The sequence below is a fragment of the Frankia sp. AiPs1 genome, assembly GCF_023716945.1.
Classification (GTDB): domain Bacteria; phylum Actinomycetota; class Actinomycetes; order Frankiales; family Frankiaceae; genus Frankia.
Genome location: NZ_JAMQQF010000544.1, coordinates 1 through 4,076 on the forward strand (window position 1 = coordinate 1; position 4,076 = coordinate 4,076).

Here is a 4,076-nt window from a genome sequence, read left to right on the forward strand (position 1 = left end):
GCGCGGCGGCGGCCGCGCCCGTCCCGGGGCCCGGTTCCGCCGTGGCGCCACTGTTCACACCTGGCAGCCTGCCACGCCCACCCCGGCAACGAGAACATGACCATGTCTCCCAGGACTCCCAGGACTCCCAGGTCCCCAGGGTCGTCTTGGAGGATCCCGCCGGTGGGGCCGCCGCGACGGTGGCTGCGGGCGCTGGTGGGCCCAGCCCTGAGCGGGCTCGCCTCCCGACGATGCGGCGTCGCCGACGCCCTACTCACCCGCGACCGCGCCAGGGGAACGGTCCGTGCCCGATCCGGGGCCGAGCTTCGGGCGGGCCGGTGGCGGCGAGGTGCGCAGCCACCGCCAGGCGGACGCCGGCGCCGACGGGGTCACCGGGCCAGGCAGAGTCACCGGGCCAGGCAGGGTCACCGGATCAGGCAGGGTCACCGGATCAGGCAGGGTCGGCGGGTCAGGCAGGGTCGGCGGGGTACGGGGGGCTGGCGGAGTGTCGCCGGCGGGACCCGGCCCGGCGGCGCCCGTCGCCGCGGCCAGGCCGGCCGTCGAGTCGGCGCCGACGGGACCGGCCGGGGCGTCGGGATGGGCCAGAGCCCGGCGGTGCGCGGCGCGATGCTCGTGGATGGCGTGACGCAGCCGGCCGGCCGCGCTGCGCGTCACCACGGCGAGCTGGCGGTCGAAGGCGGCCAGCTGTTCGTCGCACTGTGTGATGGCCAGGGTGTCCTCTGGGTGATGGCTACGTCCTGGAGTGTCACGCAGTGTGGACATCCAGTGTCGGCAGGGGTTGAGCAGACTGGCGCCGTCGAGCAGCGGCATGAGCCGCTCGGCCATCAGTCGCAGGTCTTCGTCGGAGAGGTCCTCGGCGCCGCCGGACTGCCCCAGTATTCGCATCGACTCCTCGATGTTGCGCCGGACATGGTCCTCGATGGACAACACCGGCGAAACCCCGTACGGACAGTCCGTCGCGGCCGGAAAAGCGCTGTGATACAGCTCGGCGCAGGCTTCGAGTTGCGCCTGTTGTTCCTCCTCGGGAAATCCGAGTCGTATCTCCGCTGCCAGGTAGGACCAGCGCTGCGACGGCGCACCCGAACCGTCGCGGAAGAAGCGGCCGATTTTGGCCGCCAGACTTCGTTGTTCCGTTGTTGTTCCCTGAGGTTGCAGCTGGCGAGCGATCGCATCCAGTGACACTCCGTGCACCTTATACCGTGCGTACCGGTGCTGCAGCAGAAGCGTGAGCGGGGATCCTGCCTGCGTGACCGGCTCCTGCTGCGGTTTACCCGACATCCGCCTTCCTCACTCTCCGTTGGTTCTCGGGCACGCATGCCCCGACATTTGATATGGCACGCAGTGCCGTATCAAGCTGCTGTGATCGGCCGGCCGCCTACGGCACGGCAGGCTGAATGCAACATTCGATGTCGCATTCCCCGGCGCCACGGACGTCCTCTCTGACGGCTGATGCGGCGTCTTGCCATGCATTGGTGCCGCTCGATAAGAAGGGTACGCACAACCGAATCGTTACCGACGTTGCCGAAGGCGTCGTCGCTGACCCGATCGACCCCGACCCAACCAGTCGGGGTCGGAACCCGCCGGACGCGCTTGAACGAGGAGCAGCCCCTCATGAGACGCCGCCGCCCGCGGACCCGTCCGCGCACCGGCCCACCTGACCACCGCCGGGGTCGCCACCCGCGCAGCCGCTGCACACGCGCCCATGCCTGCCGGCTGTCCGTCACCGTCCGCGGCCGTTCCCCACTCCCGCGCACCCACGATCGAACCTCCGCGGCGCGACACTGCGTCACCACCGTCCGGGGTCGTCGGTCGGCGCGGGCGGTACCCGCACGGGCGCGTCACGGCGGCGGTGACCGTCGGGTCCGCACCGGGCCGGGCGGGGGTGGCTGGTGCGCCGGCCTGGTGATCGCCGTATCGTCCGTGGCCGCGGTCGGGCTGGTCCGAACGGGGCTGGCCGATCTCGGTGCCGTCGTCATCCAGCTCTGGGGTGTCGGTGTCGCCTGCGCCGTCGACAGGTTCCGCCGGCGCTGACGAGCCCATCGAACGAGCAGGCCACGACGGCCTCCGCCCCGGGGGTTCCGCCGCGCCGGGTCCTGCCGTCCCGGGTTCTACAGGCCGACGCGGCCGGAGGGGTTGTCGCGGTCGAACAGGCGCCCGGCGCGGATGTAGCCGTCCAGGGACGCCGAGGAGCGCCAGCGGCCCTGGCGCATGATGGAGCGGTCGGCGACGCCGGCGCGGGCGGCGGCGGTGGCGAACCCCGAGCGCAGCGAATGCCCGGCGAAGTCGGCGGGGTCGAGGCCCGCGGCGGCGACGCGGCGTTGCACGATGCGGGCCACCGACCCGGGGTAGAGCCTCGTCGCGCCGACGTGGCCGTGCCGGCTGACCGCGCGAAACGCCGGGCCCTCGCGCAGGTCCGCCGCATCCGCCCAGGCCCGCCACGCCCGCACCGGGCAGGTCGGCCGGTAGGAGCCGTAGGCGATGCCGACCAGCGCCCCTTCGCCCTCCTGGTCGGTCTTGGACACCCGGATGGTGACGATGAGACCGTCGGGTGTCTCCACCAGGTCGGCGACGTCGAGGCCGACCAGTTCGCTGCGGCGCAGGCAGCCGGCGAAACCGATGAGCAGCAGGGCCCGGTCGCGGGCGTCGGCGACGTCATCGTCGCCCAGGCCCGCCACGACCCGGGTGAGCAGGTCGGTGTCCAGCGCGGTCTTGCGGGTGGGACGCATCCCGCGGGTGCGTCGGATGCCGTCCCAGACGGCGCCGACCTCGGGCGCCGAGGCCGGATTGGGATGGTGGGCGAGCTGGTGGGCCACGGAGATCGCGGCGAGGCGGCGGCGGATCGTCGAGGGCCGGTAGCCGGCGTCGGCGAGCGTGGCCAGGTAGCCGGCGACGGTGGCCACCGTCGCGGGCAGGGCGCTGGGCGCCGCCGGTTGGCGGGCGCACCAGGCGCGGAACTGGCGCAGGTCGCTGTCGTAGGCGCGCCATGTCGACGCCGACCGTGACGCGCGGGCGTAGTCACCGACGCGCGCGGCGAGATCGGCGGGCAGCGCGAGCGGCGCGTCGCCCCCGGTGGCGGATCCGCCCGGCGACGGCACGGGCAGCGGCCACGCGGCGTCGACCGTGTCGGCGTCGGTGTCGATGTCGGGCACATCGTCGATGTCGGCGCCGGTGTCGGTGTCGATGTCGGCGCCGATGTCGAGCGCGTCGACCACGTCGGCGACGTCGATGTCGGTGGCGGCGGACCGCGCGATCTCGTCGTTCACCGGGGTGCGGACCGGTGGTGCAGCGTCATGGCGGCCTACCCTAGTTCCCGCCGTCGCCGTGGACGTCCGGGGCCGCCCGCCTGGCGGTCCACCTGATCGGCGGGACACCGCGAGACCGAGCCGCGCCGAAACCGAAGCCGGTGGGGCGCGTGTCGAGTCGTGATCGTTCGCGGGTCCCTCGGGCCGCAGCGGACCGAGGCGTGCGGGTAAGATCGCCGATGGAACTCCGCTTGCCGTGCTCCGCGTACCACGTCGCAGAGGGAGCCGGCTGCTCGCCCGGGCGAGCAGGAGGTGGCGACAGCGCTGTCCGCTGCCCACCTTACGGAGATCATCATGGACCTCGGCCTTGGCCTGCCCATCAGTGACCCCGCCCGCCTGCTCGCATGGGCCGTCCGCGCGCAGGCGGCCGGCTTCGACTCCCTGGCGCTGCTCGACCGGCTCACCTTCGACAATCCCGAGCCCCTCGTCGCGCTGGCCGCCCTCGCCGGTGCCACCACCAGCATCCGCCTGCAGACCGAGGTCCTGCTCGGCCCGTTGCGGGCCACCGCGCTGCTGGCCAAGCAGGTCGCCACCGTCGACCGGATGTCGGGCGGCCGGTTCGTCCTCGGTGTCGGCGTCGGCGGCCGCGCCGACGACCATGACGCGGCGGGGACGCCGATGCACCATCGCGGGCGGATCCTCGACGACCAGCTCGTCGCGTTGCGCGCGATCTGGGCCGGCGGGCCCCACCACGGCGCCCCGATCGGTCCGCGTCCCGCGACGCCGGGTGGTCCGCCGATTCTCGTCGGCGGGTTCGCCCCGGCGGCGCTGCGC

Annotated in this window: 4 protein-coding genes; 2 read left to right on the forward strand and 2 right to left on the reverse strand. The window is 73.5% G+C overall.

Going from position 1 to position 4,076, the window contains the following annotated elements:
* Nucleotides 1-249 precede the first annotated feature (249 nt).
* Nucleotides 250-1,182 (reverse strand): hypothetical protein, encoded by a 933-nt coding sequence (locus ND748_RS27010; RefSeq protein WP_251749030.1) that lies wholly within the window; start codon nucleotides 1,180-1,182, stop codon nucleotides 250-252.
* Nucleotides 1,183-1,902: 720 nt separating this feature from the next.
* On the opposite strand from ND748_RS27010, the gene ND748_RS34280 reads away from it, so the two are divergent.
* On the forward strand, nucleotides 1,903-2,031 hold the full coding sequence (locus tag ND748_RS34280; RefSeq protein WP_285902767.1) for a hypothetical protein: 129 nt from the start codon (nucleotides 1,903-1,905) through the stop codon (nucleotides 2,029-2,031).
* Between the two features lie 77 nt (nucleotides 2,032-2,108).
* Here the strand turns inward: ND748_RS34280 and ND748_RS27015 are convergent, their stop codons facing one another.
* On the reverse strand, nucleotides 2,109-3,101 hold the full coding sequence (locus ND748_RS27015; protein ID WP_374216047.1) for a tyrosine-type recombinase/integrase: 993 nt from the start codon (nucleotides 3,099-3,101) through the stop codon (nucleotides 2,109-2,111).
* Between the two features lie 495 nt (nucleotides 3,102-3,596).
* On the opposite strand from ND748_RS27015, the gene ND748_RS27020 reads away from it, so the two are divergent.
* Nucleotides 3,597-4,076: LLM class flavin-dependent oxidoreductase (locus ND748_RS27020; RefSeq protein ID WP_285902769.1), on the forward strand; the 480-nt coding region annotated here is incomplete at its 3' end.